The sequence below is a fragment of the Clostridium sp. YIM B02551 genome, from assembly GCF_022324735.1.
GTDB classification, from domain to species: Bacteria; Bacillota; Clostridia; order Clostridiales; family Clostridiaceae; genus Clostridium_T; species Clostridium_T paridis.
In genome coordinates this window covers 218,869-235,231 of the sequence record NZ_JAKGTF010000005.1, presented here as the reverse complement: position 1 = coordinate 235,231, position 16,363 = coordinate 218,869, and the positions used below count along the sequence as shown (strand labels likewise).

The 16,363-nt window shown below is 30.5% G+C and carries 16 protein-coding genes; 13 read left to right on the top strand and 3 right to left on the bottom strand.

Annotation, left to right across the window (positions count from 1 at the left end):
- The first annotated feature begins 25 nt into the window (after window positions 1-25).
- From L1S47_RS08145 to rsmI, 4 genes are all read left to right on the top strand, one after another.
- Window positions 26-1,270 (top strand): C40 family peptidase, encoded by a 1,245-nt coding sequence (locus L1S47_RS08145; protein WP_238883119.1) that lies wholly within the window; start codon window positions 26-28, stop codon window positions 1,268-1,270.
- 279 nt (window positions 1,271-1,549) lie between these two features.
- Window positions 1,550-2,773 carry a C40 family peptidase gene (locus L1S47_RS08140; RefSeq protein ID WP_238883118.1) on the top strand — a complete coding sequence of 408 codons (1,224 nt, stop codon included), beginning with the start codon at window positions 1,550-1,552 and terminating at the stop codon, window positions 2,771-2,773.
- 147 nt (window positions 2,774-2,920) lie between these two features.
- Entirely contained in the window at window positions 2,921-3,667 is a 747-nt protein-coding gene (locus tag L1S47_RS08135) for a tRNA1(Val) (adenine(37)-N6)-methyltransferase (protein ID WP_238883132.1), read from the top strand.
- On the top strand, window positions 3,660-4,499 hold the full coding sequence (gene rsmI / locus L1S47_RS08130) for a 16S rRNA (cytidine(1402)-2'-O)-methyltransferase (protein WP_238883117.1): 840 nt from the start codon (window positions 3,660-3,662) through the stop codon (window positions 4,497-4,499). Before L1S47_RS08135 ends, rsmI begins: the two co-directional genes overlap by 8 nt.
- A 95-nt stretch (window positions 4,500-4,594) precedes the next feature.
- On the opposite strand, the gene L1S47_RS08125 is transcribed toward rsmI, so the two are convergent.
- A complete protein-coding gene (locus tag L1S47_RS08125; protein ID WP_024614332.1) occupies window positions 4,595-4,834 on the bottom strand; it encodes an AbrB/MazE/SpoVT family DNA-binding domain-containing protein in 240 nt (79 codons plus the stop codon).
- A 916-nt stretch (window positions 4,835-5,750) separates the two neighbouring features.
- Here L1S47_RS08125 and L1S47_RS08120 point away from each other — a divergent pair.
- The 9 genes from L1S47_RS08120 to rpiA all read left to right on the top strand — a co-directional run bounded on the left by L1S47_RS08120 (window position 5,751) and on the right by rpiA (window position 14,884).
- Complete coding sequence (locus L1S47_RS08120; RefSeq protein WP_202766850.1) at window positions 5,751-6,341, top strand: DUF1836 domain-containing protein; 591 nt, start codon at window positions 5,751-5,753, stop codon at window positions 6,339-6,341.
- A gap of 283 nt (window positions 6,342-6,624) precedes the next feature.
- Window positions 6,625-9,405 carry a sigma 54-interacting transcriptional regulator gene (locus tag L1S47_RS08115; RefSeq protein WP_238883116.1) on the top strand — a complete coding sequence of 927 codons (2,781 nt, stop codon included), beginning with the start codon at window positions 6,625-6,627 and terminating at the stop codon, window positions 9,403-9,405.
- Between the two features lie 207 nt (window positions 9,406-9,612).
- Window positions 9,613-10,050 (top strand): PTS sugar transporter subunit IIA, encoded by a 438-nt coding sequence (locus L1S47_RS08110; RefSeq protein ID WP_238883115.1) that lies wholly within the window; start codon window positions 9,613-9,615, stop codon window positions 10,048-10,050.
- Window positions 10,051-10,527, top strand: a complete 477-nt coding sequence (locus L1S47_RS08105; protein ID WP_202766853.1) for a mannose/fructose/sorbose PTS transporter subunit IIB — start codon at window positions 10,051-10,053, stop codon at window positions 10,525-10,527.
- Between the two features lie 28 nt (window positions 10,528-10,555).
- Window positions 10,556-11,347, top strand: coding sequence for a PTS mannose/fructose/sorbose transporter subunit IIC (locus L1S47_RS08100; protein ID WP_238883114.1), 792 nt, complete (start codon window positions 10,556-10,558; stop codon window positions 11,345-11,347).
- Between the two features lie 19 nt (window positions 11,348-11,366).
- On the top strand, window positions 11,367-12,197 hold the full coding sequence (locus tag L1S47_RS08095; protein WP_202766855.1) for a PTS system mannose/fructose/sorbose family transporter subunit IID: 831 nt from the start codon (window positions 11,367-11,369) through the stop codon (window positions 12,195-12,197).
- Window positions 12,198-12,360: 163 nt separating this feature from the next.
- Window positions 12,361-13,104 carry a DeoR/GlpR family DNA-binding transcription regulator gene (locus tag L1S47_RS08090; RefSeq protein WP_238883113.1) on the top strand — a complete coding sequence of 248 codons (744 nt, stop codon included), beginning with the start codon at window positions 12,361-12,363 and terminating at the stop codon, window positions 13,102-13,104.
- 21 nt (window positions 13,105-13,125) lie between these two features.
- Window positions 13,126-14,187, top strand: coding sequence for a Gfo/Idh/MocA family oxidoreductase (locus tag L1S47_RS08085; protein WP_238883112.1), 1,062 nt, complete (start codon window positions 13,126-13,128; stop codon window positions 14,185-14,187).
- Between the two features lie 16 nt (window positions 14,188-14,203).
- Window positions 14,204-14,884 carry a ribose-5-phosphate isomerase RpiA gene (rpiA, locus tag L1S47_RS08080; RefSeq protein WP_238883111.1) on the top strand — a complete coding sequence of 227 codons (681 nt, stop codon included), beginning with the start codon at window positions 14,204-14,206 and terminating at the stop codon, window positions 14,882-14,884.
- A 44-nt stretch (window positions 14,885-14,928) separates the two neighbouring features.
- On the opposite strand, the gene L1S47_RS08075 is transcribed toward rpiA, so the two are convergent.
- Together L1S47_RS08075 and L1S47_RS08070 are read right to left on the bottom strand one after the other, a co-directional pair.
- Window positions 14,929-15,288, bottom strand: a complete 360-nt coding sequence (locus L1S47_RS08075; RefSeq protein WP_238883110.1) for a GtrA family protein — start codon at window positions 15,286-15,288, stop codon at window positions 14,929-14,931.
- Window positions 15,289-15,485: 197 nt separating this feature from the next.
- Window positions 15,486-16,211, bottom strand: a complete 726-nt coding sequence (locus L1S47_RS08070; protein WP_238883109.1) for a M15 family metallopeptidase — start codon at window positions 16,209-16,211, stop codon at window positions 15,486-15,488.
- Window positions 16,212-16,363: the final 152 nt, after the last annotated feature.

The following is a 16,363-nucleotide window of genomic DNA, read 5'->3' as shown; positions in this document are numbered from 1 at the left end:
ATAGGAAGTGAAAGGAGGTTTTAGCATGTTTAATAATAAAAAGCACAGTATCTTTTCAAATAGAAAGAGTATTACGTTATTGATTACTGCTGCGTTTTTAATAGGTGGTAATACGCCAGTATTTGCTGAACCGATATTTACAAAAGAGCAACAACAACAATATGATGAATCTTACTCCCAATATTCAAAGGAACAAGATGAACTTAATGAACTTCAAAACAAGGTAGATGAAATAGTGAAAAATATACAAGTTATTCAAGTTGATATTGATAAAAACAACAGTGAAATATCAAATATCAAAAATGAAATTGATAAATTAAACAAGGATATTGAAAAAACCAAAAATGACTTAGAAATAAAAGAAAAGAGTTTTGGAGCAAGATTAAGACAGTTGTATAAATCGGGAGGAGAGAAAAGTTATATTGTAGTATTACTTAATGCTAAAAGCATAGGAGATTTTATCTCTAAGGCAGAAGCTATAAGTAAACTAATGTCTATGGACAAAAAAATAATAGATGAACTAAATGATAAAAAGGCAGAGTGTGCTAGCAAAATAGATGAAATGGAAGATAAAAATAAGGAACTTGAAAAATTAAATAAGAATAATCAGGTTAAGGTTGATGAACTTAGTAAGAAACAAGATGAACAAAATGTTTACGTAGATGAAGTAAAAGGTAAAATGGAGATAATAGCTAAAGATTTAGCGCCACTGGAAAGACTTGAATATAAAGCATACGAACCAGTTGTAAATAGTCCTACCAGTAAGGAATCTGAACTAAGTAATGTGATTGACATTCTAAAGAATATTAGAAAAAATATTAAAACTCCTGAAGTTGATAGTGAAATTGCAAATCTAATTAACATAGCAAAAAGCAGAATTGCAACAGGAAATTGTGTACAAGATAATCCGATAAATAGAGGTGGAATATCAGGTAGTAATTTAGATGTAGTAAGTTATGCATCTCAATTTCTTTGGCATACGTATGCAAGTCCAGGGAATCCCCCAGATAGTTTTGACTGTTCTGGCCTTGTTCAATATGTATATAGACATTTTGGAGTAGATTTACCAAGAACTACTTGGGGTCAAGTTAATTGTGGTACACCAGTAAGTTATTCAGAATTACAAGCTGGTGACTTAGTATTCACCAACGGTAATGGACACGTTGGAATTTATGTGGGTGGAGGACAGATGATACATGCTTCAATGCCTGGAGTAGGTGTTATCCAAGGACCTATATATCATTTTGTCACTGCAAGAAGAGTGAGATAAATATACTTAATATAGTGTGAATGAGGATGTTAGAGTTAATTTATATAATATTAACTTTAACATCCTTTTATGTTGAAAAATAAAATAAAACGTTGTTTATAAAAAGTTAATAATAAAAGGAAAATGTTAAAATAAGTAAATAAATTAATATATTTAATGAAAAATGTAATATATTAACATTGAGGTGAATTTGGAAAAATGGTATAATTACAATGACGTTTAAAAGACGAAAGGGGGAAGTGGTAGTTATTGACTTGTCAATAATACCATTATGGTGATATGAAAAGAAAGGTTATTTCTGTTCTATTGACAGCAACACTAGTGTTAGGAACGGGTGTACAAGCATTAGCAGTACCTTTGACTGATAAACAACAACAAGAATTAAATGACAAAAATGCGACGTATTCAGATATTTCAAATAAATTAGACGAATTAACAAGTAAAGTTTATGCAATAGAGGCTGAAATAGAACCTATACAAGCTGAAGTAGATAAAAATAATAAAGAAATTAAGAATACTCAAAATCAGATTGATAAAAATAAAAAAGAAATCGAATCCACAAAAAAGGACTTAGAGGAAAAGGAAAAAGTATTTGGAACCAGAATGAGAGAAATCTATAAGTCTGGTGGAGAAAGCAGTTATATTGCTGTATTACTTAGTTCTAATAGCTTAGGTGATTTTGTTGCTAAAGCTGAAGCAATTGGGAAGTTAATGAGTTTAGATAAAAAGATTATTGATGATTTAAGCTCTAAAAAGAAAGAGTATGATGATAAGATTGCTGACCTAGAGAATAAGACTGAACAACTTAAAAAATTAAATGCAGATAATCAAGTTAAGTTAGTTGAATTAAATAGTAAAAAAGATGAACAGATGGTAGTTGTAAAACAAGTACAAGCTCAAGCAAATAGTGCAAAATCATCTCTTATGGCAAGTGAAAAACAATTATATCAACCATTTGCTGATATAATTAATAATTCAGGAAGTTCTGTTGATGATTTGAATAATGCAATTTCCGCATTAAGAGGAATCAGAAATGCAAAGCAAGTTAAGACTGATGCATCTGATAAAGCAATAGTAGATTTAATTGAAAAAGCTAAAACTTTAGTGAAACAAAAACAAGCTGCCAGTAACTATACTCCAAGCAGAGGTGGCGGAAGTACTCCAACAGCATCAAGTTCTGCAATTGTTTCATATGGCTATAACTTTATAGGAAGACCTTATGTATGGGGAGCAACTGGACCGGATGCATTTGACTGCTCAGGACTAGTTCAATATGTTTATAGACATTTCGGTATTAATTTACCTAGAACAACATATGATCAAGTTAATGTTGGTTCACCAGTTTCATATGGTGATTTACAACCTGGAGATATAGTATTCACGAATGGAATTGGACATGTTGGTATCTATGTAGGTGGAGGCCAAATGCTTCATGCATCTATGCCAGGTGTAGGCGTTATCGTTGGACCTATATATCATTTTGTAACAGCTAGAAGAATTTAATAAAATTGATTAAATGGCGTATCTAAAGGGAGACCTTTGAGACGCCTTTTTAATTTGTTAAAACATTGATGTTTTGAATACCTATAACTATAATATAAAGGTAGTTAAATAATGGAGTGTGATTTTGTGAATTATAATGCATTGCTAATGAATGATGAAACGTTAGATGATCTGCAATTAAATGGGCTTATGTTAATTCAAAAGCAGAATGCTTTTAGGTTTGGTATCGATGCCGTGCTTTTGGCTAATTTCGCTAATGTAAGAAAAAATAGCAGAGTTATTGATTTGTGTACAGGAACTGGTATAGTGCCATTTTTAATAAAAGGAAAAAAGAATCCTAAAACAGTCTTAGGAATAGAGATTCAAGAAGAATTCGTGGAAATGGCTAATAGAAGTGTAGAAATAAATAAACTTAATGAACAGGTTAATTTTATGACTGGGGATTTAAAAGATATAAATCTACTGAAGAAAATAGATAAAGCTGATATTGTAACAGTGAATCCGCCATATAAATTAAACTCATCAGGAATTATAAATCCTAATGATAGGTTGGCAATAGCCAGACATGAAATCTTATGCAATTTAGAAGATGTTATAATTGCATCTAGGATACTATTAAAAGATAATGGAAGATTATGCATGGTACATAGGCCGGAGAGGTTAGCGGATATTCTTTGTCTAATGAGAAAATATAAAATAGAGCCTAAAAGAATACAAATGATTCATCCCAATACAAAAAAGCCGCCCAATATTGTTTTAATTGAAGGTCAAAGAGATGGAGGGGCTTTTCTTAAATGGGAAGAACCATTATATGTTTATGGAGAAGATGGAAGATATACAGAGGAAATAGATAAAATATATGGTAGAGGGAAAGGAGAAGGTAGTAATGGGTAAGTTATATATTGTACCAACCCCTATTGGAAATCTTAAAGATATAACGCTAAGAGCACTAGAAACATTGGAATTAGTTGATACAATTGCAGCAGAAGATACAAGACAGACAATTAAGCTATTAAATCATTATAATATAAAGAAAAATTTAATAAGTTATCATCAACATAATGAAATGGGTAAATCAGAAGAAATAATTAAAAGAATTAGCATGGGTGAAACCATTGCACTTGTAAGTGATGCAGGATCACCAGGAATATCCGATCCAGGAAGTGTTATTATAAGAAAATGTATCGAAGAAGGTGTGGAGTTTGAAGTTCTTCCAGGAGCTACGGCGATAATAACTGCGCTTGTAGCATCTGGTTTAGATACAACTAAATTTTCCTTTAGGGGATTTCTGCCACGAGAAACAAAAGATAGAAGAGAATTAGTTGAAGAGATAAAAGAATACCGAGATACTCTGATTTTTTATGAAGCGCCACATAGATTATTAGAAACATTAAAGTTTTTAAGAGAATCCTTTGGGAACAGAGAAATATCAGTATGTAAAGAGTTGACTAAATTGCATGAAACTTTTGTAAGGGGCAAATTGGAAGAAGTGATAGAGTATTTTTCAAGCAATAGTATTAAAGGGGAATTTGTATTAGTTTTAAGTGGGAAAAGTGAGCAGGAATTGGTAGAAGAAGCTAAAGCTAAGTGGGAAAATCTGACTATAGAAGAACATATAATTAAATTTATAGATGAAGGTTTGGATAAGAAGGAAGCCATAAAAAAAGTTGCTAAGGAAAGAGGCTTAACTAAATCTGAAGTATATAAATATGGAGTTGGAATATAAGATTAAAAAGCACTTCTGGGGAAGAAGTGCTTTAATATCACAAACTCTTGGGGAAAAGAGTTTGTGTGGAGAGATTGAAAGATAAACAAACTATCTTACTTTTTTAATTCTGCTAAACAATTTTTGCAGATGTTTTTACCTTTGTAGTTAACAACATCTCTTGCATCACCACAGAATATGCAAGCTGGTTCATATTTCTTTAATATAATTTGTTCACCATCAACATATATTTCTAAAGCATCTTTTTCCGCAATATCAAGAGTTCTTCTTAACTCTATTGGGATAACGATTCTTCCTAATTCATCTACTCTTCTTACTACACCTGTTGATTTCATAATTTTTCCTCCTCATTTTACATCCTTCGACATATTTCTACTTAATACTAGCAAAGTTGTAATTTAAAGTCAATACTTTTCTGTATTAAATTCGCTCAAATTACAAATTTCTTACTTAATTAGCATCTAATATAAATATAATACCATTTAATTGAAATGTCAATAGTGTATTTTACTAAAAAATGTCAATAATAATGATATTAGGAAAAAGAGTCGTAATTGAAATAATGCCGCTAAATCGCTATGTTAAGCGATTTTCATAGAGTATAACATAGAAGGTGTGGGGTAAACGGTGATGATGAAAAAAATGTAACCATTTTACAATAAGAAGAAAAACATTGTCGAATTATTATAGTTATATCCATGAAATATCATATATATGAATTTCGATTATATTTTTGCCTAAAAACTAATGCGATATATTTTTTAAATTTGTTATAAAAGAAAAAAATGAAAATATTTAGTAATAATTCATTAAAAATTATTGACAATAAATACCTTAATATTAAATACATTTTACTAAAAATAAAATTTAAATAAATATCAACATAAAAAAGAAAAAAGTTGTAGTTATAATATGAATATTATAATATTTAAAGGTAATATTTTGTATGTAATAATATGAAATAATTAGTCACATGAATTCCACAGATAATAAACAAGTTAATAACAGCTAAAATGTTAATAATGTGGATAATTCTAAAATTTATAAAAATAAATCCACATTTTTCATAAACTTATCCACAATATATGTTGATAACCTGTGAAAAAATGTGGATTACCCTTTCAGGTATTATTTTCTAATAGGTTAGTAAATTAATAAAATATTAAAAAATATGTGATAACTTGTAAAGGGTTTAGCATTACTATATAATAAAATTGAAAGTGGAGATAATTATAAAATCGAGGTGTTTATATGAATAGTAACAAATATGATGATCAGTATATGATGTCATTAGCTCAGGAGATGTCAAAAAACAATATGGTTTCTTATGAAGAGTTCCCTAAATATGATTTGTTTTTATCACAGGTTATAGACTACTTAAATGATAAATTTACTGAAGATAAATATACAAACAATATAGTACAAAATTATGTTAAAAGTGAAGTAATATCTAAACCAGAAGATGGTAAGAAAAGAGGATATACAAAAGTACATTTAGCACAGCTTGTTCTACTAAGCTATATGAGACCAGTTTTAACAACAGAGGAGATTAAAAAAGTATTTAAGTTAGCATTTAATGAAATAAATGTAAGAACAGATGATATTATTTCTTGGGAGGATGCTTATAAGATTTTCTCAGATATTCAAAAAGAAAGTTTTAATGAGTTGATTACAGGGCCATTACTAAAAGATTCTAAATTGGATGGTATTATAAAAGATTTAAATTTAGAAGAAAAGGATGAAGAAAGAATTAAATTATTTTTACAAGTTATTTCCCTAATAGCACAGGCTAGTGTTATTAAGAAACTTGTTCAAAGATTAGTAAATGAATATAATGAGTAGAATAGTTGTTATAATATGGTTATTTATGTAATAAGTTATGTAAAAAATGAAGTTGAAAATATGTTATATATTTATTTATTGTAGAAAGTAAATCTTAAATGAGAAATTTAAGATTTACTTTTTTTTTAGATACAGTATTATTTTAAAGTATAGGCTAATTTAATTTTATAAATTTTGTTCACAAAACTATTAGTTAGATGTAGGGTTTGCATGATGAAATGATGAGGATGGATTTTAAAATGTTAAGGAATTATAAAAATGATGGGAAGTGATGAGAATAAATATGAAAAGAATTGACAAAATATATAATTATATTTTAGAAGAATCTAAAGCCTATACAATTGAAGATTTTAAGAGAATAAAAGGTTTTTCTGCTATAGAGATATCGGAAAAATTAGGGATACTTAGGAATAATGTAAGTAAAGAACTTAATGAACTGCATAAACAAGATTTGGTTATAAAAATAAAAGAGAGACCTGTTAGATACTTTAGCAAAAAGAGGCTTGAAGAAATGCTCAACCTTAACATAAAGGAAAAGCAATTAGAGATTAGAGATGTTTACAATCTTTTTGATAATGAAAGCAATGTGATATCGTCTCCATTTGATTATCTGATAGGGGCAGATGGTAGTTTGAAACAAGCTATTAATCAATCTAAAGCAGCAATAATGTATCCACCAAATGGATTACATACTTTGATCTTAGGTGAAACTGGTGTTGGTAAAACTTTATTTGCTAATATGATGTTTAACTATGCTAAGTTCTCAGGTAAATATAGAGAGGATGCACCTTTTATAGTATTTAATTGTGCTGACTATGGGAATAATCCTCAACTGCTTTTATCTCATATATTTGGACATACAAAAGGAGCATTTACTGGTGCAGATACCGAAAGAGATGGGATTGTTCAAAAGGCAAATGGAGGAATTTTGTTTCTTGATGAAATTCATAGACTAAGTCCAGAAGGACAAGAAATGATATTTTATTTTATGGATACAGGAACGTTTAATAAACTTGGTGAAAATGAAAGAAAAAGAGAAGCTAATGTATTGATTATTGGAGCAACAACTGAAGATCCAAAGTCTTCATTGTTAGCAACCTTCTTAAGAAGAATTCCTGTAACTATTACTATTCCTTCATTACAACAACGTCCGCTAGAAGAAAGAGTTCAATTAATAAAGCATATGTTTACAGCAGAGGCAAGCAGAGTTGATAAAAACATTAGTGTTTCTAGGGAAGTAATAAAAGCATTAATAGGTAGTTCCTATATGGGAAACATAGGAAAGTTAAAATCTAATATTCAGTTGATATGCGCTACTGCGTTTTTGAATTCATTGGATACTAAAGAGACTATAAGAATAGACCTGAATGATATTCCAGAGAGTATTCAAAAAGGTCTATTTGCGATATCTAATAATAGAAGAGAATTTGAAGAGTTATCTCAAGTTCTTGATAAAAAAGTTGTAGTAAGCCCACAAGGTGAAGTTAACTTGCTTCAAAATGATGATTATGAATTACCATTTAATTTATATAAAATAATTAAGGATAAATCGGCTATATTAACAAATGAAGGAATGAATAAAGAAGTTATTCATGACTTAGTTATGAAGGATATTGATGCTCAACTTAAAACTTTCTATAAGAAGATAAGAAAAGATAGTACTGTAAAAGAAAAGTTATTATCAGTAGTGGATAATGAAATCTTTGAATTTGTAAAGCATATCAAAGAATACACTGAAAAAAGTTTGGATATCAAATATGGTGAGAGATTTACTTATGCAATGAGTCTTCATTTAAGCGTATTTTTAAAACAGAGAGCAGATGATAATCTTACAAAAGAGAAAATAGAAAGAATGGGATATGTGATAAATGAAAAAAGTGATGAATATGAAGTAGCTGAAAAAATAGCTTTAAAGATTGAAAAAAAGTTTAAGGTAAAAGTTCCTAAAATAGAAATTGAATATTTGGCTATACTATTAGTGAATTTAGAGGAAGAAAATACTGTCGGAAAAGATGATAAAGTTGCTATTCTGGTTGTGGCTCATGGGAGTAGTACCGCCTTAAGTATGGTAAATGTCGCAATTGATTTATTAGGAAAAGAAGGTCCGATAGATGCTGTAGATATGCCGCTAGATGTTAGTCCCCAAAGTATTTTAGAAGATGTGACAGAAAAAGTAATTGAAATGGATCAAGGCAAAGGAGTTCTTCTAATGGTGGATATGGGATCTCTAGCTACTTTCGGAAAGATAATACAAGAAAAAACAAATATTAAAACTAGAACGTTAGAAATGGTAACTACGCCTTTGGTTATAGAAGCTGTCAGAAAGGGACATTTATTTTCAGAGGAACTAGATGAAATCTATTATTCATTAAGGGATTTCTCGGGTTACTCTAATATTGAGGATAACAAAAGTGATAGTCTGGATAAAGCAGTAATAACTATATGTTCTTCAGGACAAGGGACCGCTGAAAAATTGAAAGAAATAGTTAAAAATATCATAGATGATATAACAGTGGAAAATATCGAGGTAATACCTATTGGAATAAGAGGAGCCGAAGAGAAAGTAAAGTATCTGCAGGGGAATAAGAAAGTTCTTGCAATAGTTGGAGTTAAAAATGTTTCTCAAGAAATTCCGTTTATATCTCTAGAATCATTCATTGGAGGAAATGGAGCTAATGTACTTCGAGGAATTATATCAGGAGTTGAAGTTGAAGAAGAAGAAAGTAGGAATTTAGTTGTAAGAGAATTGTGTGAAGAAAGTTTGGAAGAATATTTAACCTTTCTAAATCCTAAAAAAGTTATTGGACTCCTTATGGAGTTTATAAGTGTATTAGAAAAGCAGTTGAATAAAAGATATAACAATGGTGAACAACTGAGATTGATTGTCCATGTAGCTTGTGCATTGGAAAGAATGGTGCAAAAACAAGGCTTAATCTATAGAGGAGAAGAGAATTTTGCAGAAGAAAGTGTAATGGCAATTGAAAGTGCTGCTGAAATATTCCAAAAAAGTATTAATATTAAACTGTCAAAAGATGAAGTGTATCATATTTGTGAAATAATTTGATACTGTATCAAAAATAAGTTTAATACTGTATCAAAACAATAAGTAAAGTGTATCAAAAATGCAGAATAAAATTAATTAAAGTATCAGAAAATAAAAATATTATCAATGAAATGGCTTACATTCATTGATACACTTTTTTTGGCATGATACTTGCTATAAGATATAGTGTCAGAAAAAACCAACGGAAATATTAAAGGAGGAGTTTAAATGACAGCAGTAATAGTTGCAACACATGGTAAATTTTCTGAAGAGGTTGTGAAATCCTCAGAAATGATTTTTGGAAAACAAGAAAATGTAGAGTATGTAACCTTCGTACCAGGTGAAGGCACTGAAGATTTAATAAGAAAATATAATGAAGCTATTGAAAAGTTAGATACAAATGAGGGAGTTTTATTCCTAGTAGATTTATTTGGAGGAAGTCCATTTAATGCTGCAAGTACCTTAGCTATAGCAAATGAAAAGATGGATATAGTTACAGGTGTAAATCTACCAATGCTTCTTGAAGTATATGGAGCTAGAATGATGTCTGATTTTGAAGAAGTAGTTAAAGCTGCACAAAATGCAGGTAAAGATGCTGTTAAGGCTTTCAAGGAAGGTCTTGCAATAAATAAAAATAACGACCTAGATGATGAGGAGGTATTATAAATGAAAATTGTATTAGCAAGAATTGATGACAGATTAATACATGGTCAAGTAGCTACAGTTTGGTCTAAAGTTTCTGGCTGTGAAAGAATAATAGTAGTAAGTGATGAGGTGGCAAAGGATGAGTTAAGAAGTACTTTATTAGTGCAAGTTGCTCCTCCAGGAATAAAAGCACACGTACTAAATATTGAAAAAGCCATTAGAGTATATAATAATCCAAAGAATGATTTTAAAGCATTGTTATTATTCACAAACCCTACTGACGTATTAAGATTAGTAGAAGGTGGAGTTAAGATTGAATCAGTTAACATCGGTGGAATGTCATTTAAAGAAGGTAAAAGACAGGTTACTGGAACTATTTCTGTAAATGAACAAGATGAGAATGCATTCAAAGAACTTAATAAAAGAGGAATAGAATTAGAAATAAGAGTTGTTGCATCAGACTCTAAGGTTCTATTAAAAGATAAATTGCCATTATAAAATTCTTATTAAAAGGGAGGAATAAACAATGAACGCATTACAAATTATATTAGTTGTAATTTGGGCATCTATTTCTGGTATTGGATCAGTACTAGATGAATTCCAAACACACAGACCATTAATATCATGTACAATTATAGGACTTATTTTAGGAGATATCAAAACAGGTATTATATTAGGCGGTACTTTAGAACTTATGGCTTTAGGATGGATGAATATAGGAGCAGCAATGGCACCAGATGCAGCAATTGCCAGCTGTATTTCTACAATCCTAGTAATCGTTTCACATCAAACAGTTGCAGAAGGAATAGCAATTGCAATCCCTCTAGCAGCAGCAGGACAGGTTTTAACAATATTCGCAAGAACATTATCAGTTGGTTTACAACATAGAGCAGACAAGTATGCTGAACAAGCAAACTTTACAGGAGTAGATCTTTGTCACTTAGGTGGTTTAGTAATTCAAGCACTTCGTGTAGCTATTCCAGTTTTAATAGTTGCAATGTTTGCAGGAACAGATCAAGTTAACAATATGTTAAACGCTATTCCAGACGTTGTTACAAAAGGACTTCAAGTTGCTGGTGGATTCATAGTTGTAGTTGGATACGCAATGGTTATCAATATGATGGGAGCAAAACACTTAATGCCTATGTTCTTCTTAGGATTCGTAGTTGCTTCATTCTCAACTTATAACCTAGTTGCTTTAGGTATATTAGGAACTATATTAGCTATCCTTTACCTACAATTATCACCAAAATATAATGGTGTAGTAACTTCAGCAGGCGCAGCATCTGACGATCTAGATGACGACGTATTAGATTAGTAAAGAGGAGGAAATAGCAATGAGTGAACAAAAAAAATTAACTAGAAAAGACCTAGTAAGTGTATTCCTTCGTTCAAACTTCCACCAAGGTTCTTGGAACTTTGAAAGAATGCAAGCTATAGGATATGCATATGCAATGAATCCAGTTCTTAAGAAATTATATACAACTAAAGAAGAACAAGTAGATGCTTTAAAGAGACATCTTGAATTCTTCAATACTCATCCTTATGTAACTGCACCTATATTAGGAGTTACATGTGCAATGGAAGAACAAAGAGCTAATGGAGCTGACATAGATAATGGAGCTATCAATGGAGTTAAGGTTGGTTTAATGGGACCTTTAGCTGGAGTTGGTGACCCAATATTCTGGGGTACACTAAGACCTGTTCTTGCAGCATTAGGTGCTTCTATAGCAACTGGTGGTAGTGTATTAGGACCAATATTATTCTTCGTATTATGGAATGTAATTCGTTTAGGATTCAGATGGACTACTCAATTCTATGGATATAAAGTTGGAGCTAATATCGTTAAAGATTTAGCTGGAAACAAACTTCAAAAATTAACAGAAGGAGCTTCAATCCTTGGATTATTCATTATGGGTGCATTAGTTGCTAGATGGACTTCAATAAAAGTTCCGTTTGTACTTTCAACTGTAACTAACGCTCAAGGTAAAGAAGTTACTACAACTGTACAAAGTGTTTTGGATTCATTATTACCTGGATTACTAGCATTAGGATTAACTTTCCTTTGCATGAGATTGTTAAGAAAGAAAGTAAGCCCAATAACACTTATATTTGGACTATTTGCTTTAGGTATCATCGGATATGCTATAGGTTTATTAGGACTATAGAATTTAATAAATATGTCAAATTAATCCCTGAGAATTCACCTCAATATGGTGGAGTCTCTCAGGGATTTTTTTATTAACTGATTTCAAATGAAACAATATTGATTTCATTTGAAAGAGAGTGTATAATTATATTAAAAATATAGCCAAGTGAGGTGATGTTATTTTGAATGAAAGAAGAAGCGAAATATTTAATATAATTTCAATAGAACCAAAGGTATCAGTAAAAGAATTATCAAATATTCTTGGGGTATCAGAGGTTACAATAAGAAAAGATCTTTCTGCATTAGAAGAAGAAGGGGTATTAAAAAGGACCCATGGTGGAGCAGTGCAAATGGCTTCAAGCTCTATTGAAAAAAGACTATTATTTAGACAAAATGAGAAGCAAAGAATAGCACAAGAAGCCTCAAAGTTAGTCCTACCTGGTGAGACTATATTATTAGAAGCAAGTTCTACAAATACGGTGTTAGCAAAAGAAGTTTCAAAAAAATCAGGCGTTCATATAATAACTAATTCTCTATATATTACCTATATGCTTAAAGACATCCTTCAAGTTAAGGTAACATTATTAGGCGGAGAATTACAAAAAGATTCAGAAGCAATGGTAGGTCCACTTACAAATTTAAGTTTAAGTAGAATTGCAGTTAATAAGGCTTTTATAGGAATGGATGGTTTCTCTGAAAAGTTAGGTTTTACCTGCGGAGATTTTTTTAGAGCTGAAGTTGGAAAGGAAATGTGCAAAAGAGCAGAAAAAACCATTGTTTTAGCTGATTCATCGAAATTTGATAATATAGGAGCTACTCCTGTTGTAGAACTCGATGATGTTTATATGGTAATTACAGATAAAGATATAACAAAAGAAAAGTTAGGTATTTTAAAGAAACATAATGTGAACACTATCATAGTCTAGTATGAAAAGGAGAGGATTAATATGAGTAAAACAGTAAATGTAGGGTTGATTGGTTATGGGGTTGCAGGGCAAGTATTTCATGCACCTATGGTATATAGCGTAGACGGGTTAAGGTTATATAAAATATATGATGGAAGAGTAGAGAATGAAGAAAAAATAAATTCTAAATATAAAGACGTTTTATTTACTACTAATATTGATGAAATATATAATGATGGAAATATAGATTTAGTTATAGTAGCAACGCCTAATACAGCCCATTATGAACTTGCAAAAAGAGCATTAGAAGCTGGGAAAAATGTACTTGTAGAGAAGCCGTTTACAGTAACTTCAGAAGAGGCTGATAAGCTAATCCAATTGGCTAAGGAAAAGAATAAACTCTTGACTGTTCATCATAATAGAAGATGGGATAGTGATTTTAAGACTATAAAGAGAGTAATTAATGGTGGGATACTAGGAGAACTTGCAGAATATGAAGCTCATTATGATAGATTTAGAAACTTTTTTAAGGAAAATGCTTGGAGAGAACAGAATACTCCAGGAGCAGGAATACTTTATGATTTAGGTTCTCATTTAATAGATCAAGCTCAAGACTTATTTGGGCTTCCAGAGGAAGTCTTTGGAGACTTGAACATACAAAGAAAAGGTGGAGAGACAATAGATAATTTTGAAGTAATATTAAAGTATCCTAATTTAAAGGTTACATTAAAGGCAGGAATGCTAGTAAAAGAAGATAGTCCACATTTTGTTTTATATGGGAATAAGGGAAGTTTTGTTAAGTACGGTATGGATGTACAAGAAGGAAACTTAAGAAAAGATTTAATACCAAAGTATACCCAAGAATGGGGAAAAGAATCGCAAGAACTATGGGGGACACTAAATACTGAGCTTAACGGACTTAATTTTAGAGGAAAAGTTGAAAGTGAAAGCGGAGATTATAGAGCATTATATGAAAATATATATAGAACAATAATTGGTGAAGAAGATATAATTGTAAAACCACAAGAGGCTAGAAATACTATAAGAATTATAGAACTAGTAGAGGAAAGTAATAATAAAAAAGCATGGGTAAAATTTAGTTAATTATTTGGGGGTATTTATGGATGCTAATGAATTAAAAAAAGAGAGTGCTAAAAGGGCATTAGGTTATATAAAGGATGGAATGATAGTTGGATTAGGAGCAGGAGGGAGCGTAGCATATCTTGTGGATTATTTAAGCGATGAGGTAAAGAATGGATTTGATGTGAGAATCGTGACTCCCTCTCGTTCGACTAAGTTATTATGTCATGAGAAAGGATTAAATGTATTAGATACTTCACTTGTAAGTAGTATTGATGTAGCCTTTGATGGATGCGATGAGGTAGATGCAAAATTAAATGCACTTAAAAGTGGAGGTGGGGTTCATACAAAAGAGAAACTAATTGGAACTATGGCGAAAAACTATATACTCTTAGTTGATGAAAGTAAATTTTCTAATACACTTACTTTTAAAGTACCAGTAGTATTAGAAATAATAGAAGAAGCACTGAGTTATATAATTGACGAGGTAAAGAAAATTGGTGGAGCACCTAAGCTTAGAAGTTCAAAAGAAAAGGATGGTTTTGTAATAACAGATAACGGAAACCTTTTACTTGACGTAAATTTTAAAAATGTTAATAACATTGAAAGCTTAGATAAAGCTTTAAAAGATATAAGAGGGGTTGTAGAAACTTCATTATTTGTAAATGTTGTGACAAAAGCTATAGTAGCATCTGAAAATGAAATAAAGGTCATTGAATAGTATAAACTCCGAAGCCTAAGTATTGTGCTTCGGAGTTTAGTTTATTATTTAAATGTCCATATCTTATTAATTATAAAATTGGCTGCAAAACCCAAAATGATAGCAGGTATTTGAGCGAGTGTTTTATTTGCACCAAGTAAGTGAACAAAGAACCAAAGAGTGGAACTATTAATTATAAACGATATAACATTGGTTATTAGAAATTTTACGCCTGTATCCACAGATGCTTTTTTCTTAAATACAAAGTTACTACTTAAAATAAAGCCATTTATGGTTCCTGCAACATAACCAATGGCATTAGCAATTAAGTAATTAACGTTTATATATATTAATAAATTATAAATAATAAAGGTAATTAATGTGTTAAGTACACCAACCACTGAAAACTTTAAAAGCTTATCCATTATTAAATACATCCTTCCTGGAATATTATTATATTTTGGACTTCATAATTTATATTATAACAATATAAAATGGTGATTCAATGGATATTATATGTGAATTTTATGGGATAACTCACATAATTAGCGGTAAAGATGCTTATAAAAAATAGTTCTAAGTAAATTTAGAACTATTTTTCAAAAGGTATGAGTACTTGAAGCTAAAAATCTTCTAATGGTATGTCTAAAATAGGATAATTATCAGCTTCAGAATCATCATAATGCCACCATTCAGTTTCTATGGTATCAAATCCATTCTTCTCCATTACTGAAGTGAGTAATTCAAGATTTTTTTTAGCAGTATCTGAGATGTTTGTATTAGTTCTGTAGGCACTCGTATTAAATTCATCGAATCCAGTAGGCATTTCAAGTTCTTTACCAGTACTATCCACTAGCGTGATGTCTACAGCTGCACCTCTATTATGTCTTGAACCACTAACATATGGAGAAGCAATAAATCGCCTATCTTTAACTAAATTCCACAGATTAACTTGTACAGAAGCTGGTCTATAGGCATCCCAAATTTTAATCTTATAACCAAGTTTCTTAAAATCATTATTAGCATTTATTAATTTATCTAAAGTTCCTTTTTGTAATAAGCAAGTGTCTACAGGATATATTTTTTTGCCAGTAAAATTATTAGTTGTTGAATATCTTAAATCTATTACGAAACTTTCATCATAATCGAGTACTGGTACTAATCCACTTTGGTCAGAAGTAGTATCTTTTGACATAAGGTACTTTTCACCAGCCAGATTAATAACAGATGTAGTGGTTGGAGTACCTTTGCTCTGTGAAAAAAAGGCACCAGCTCCAAGACCAGTTCCAATTCCTGCAGAAAATATTAATGCTAATATTATAAAAGTCAATAAATTTTCTTTCTTCACTAAAAGGCTCCTTTCTACAAACATACTAGTTACTAATTATTATTTCGGTTAAAATAGTAATTAGTTAATATTATACTATATAATTCACATAACGAGGTTTTAATATTTAGTAAAGATTTTTAAGTTCAACTAATAATTTATTCATGCCTGAA